Source organism: Brevundimonas sp. (assembly GCF_036963785.1).
Classification (GTDB): Bacteria; Pseudomonadota; Alphaproteobacteria; order Caulobacterales; family Caulobacteraceae; genus Brevundimonas.
This window is the reverse complement of record NZ_JBALUS010000014.1, coordinates 563-1077: the sequence shown is the minus strand read 5'-3', so window position 1 is coordinate 1077 and position 515 is coordinate 563. Positions and strand designations below refer to the sequence as shown.

The following is a 515-nucleotide window of genomic DNA, read 5'->3' as shown; positions in this document are numbered from 1 at the left end:
ATCTTGGTTTCTTTTGTCTCAACGCTCTTTGAAAATTAGATATCTGAAGAGATATGTGGGCGGTTTGGTTCATTCGATGGATCAACCTCTACATATCGCGCCGATAGCGACGCACTTAGGTGCTTAGCGATTATTCGGTGTCAGCTTCACTGTTTGGACGGCTTTCGGTTACTTTGGTAACTTTAAGCACTTCAAACGGAGAAAAACGCCTGTATCATTCAGTAAGTGATGCAGGTTTGATGTGCAGAGGTTCGACGTCAAGGATAAGCAGCGATGCTTTTCAACTTGAGAGTTTGATCCTGGCTCAGAACGAACGCTGGCGGCAGGCCTAACACATGCAAGTCGAGCGCAGTCCTTCGGGACCGAGCGGCGGACGGGTTAGTAACGCGTGGGAACATACCCCTTTCTACGGAATAGCCTCGGGAAACTGAGAGTAATACCGTATAAGCCCTTCGGGGGAAAGATTTATCGGGAAGGGATTGGCCCGCGTTAGATTAGATAGTTGGTGGGGTAAT

The 515-nt window shown here is 48.3% G+C and carries 1 rRNA gene (cut by a window edge); it reads left to right on the top strand.

Going from position 1 to position 515, the window contains the following annotated elements:
* Positions 1-281: 281 nt before the first annotated feature.
* Positions 282-515: ribosomal RNA gene (locus V7672_RS15220) — 16S ribosomal RNA — on the top strand; its annotated part runs 562 nt beyond the window's last position; the annotation flags it as partial.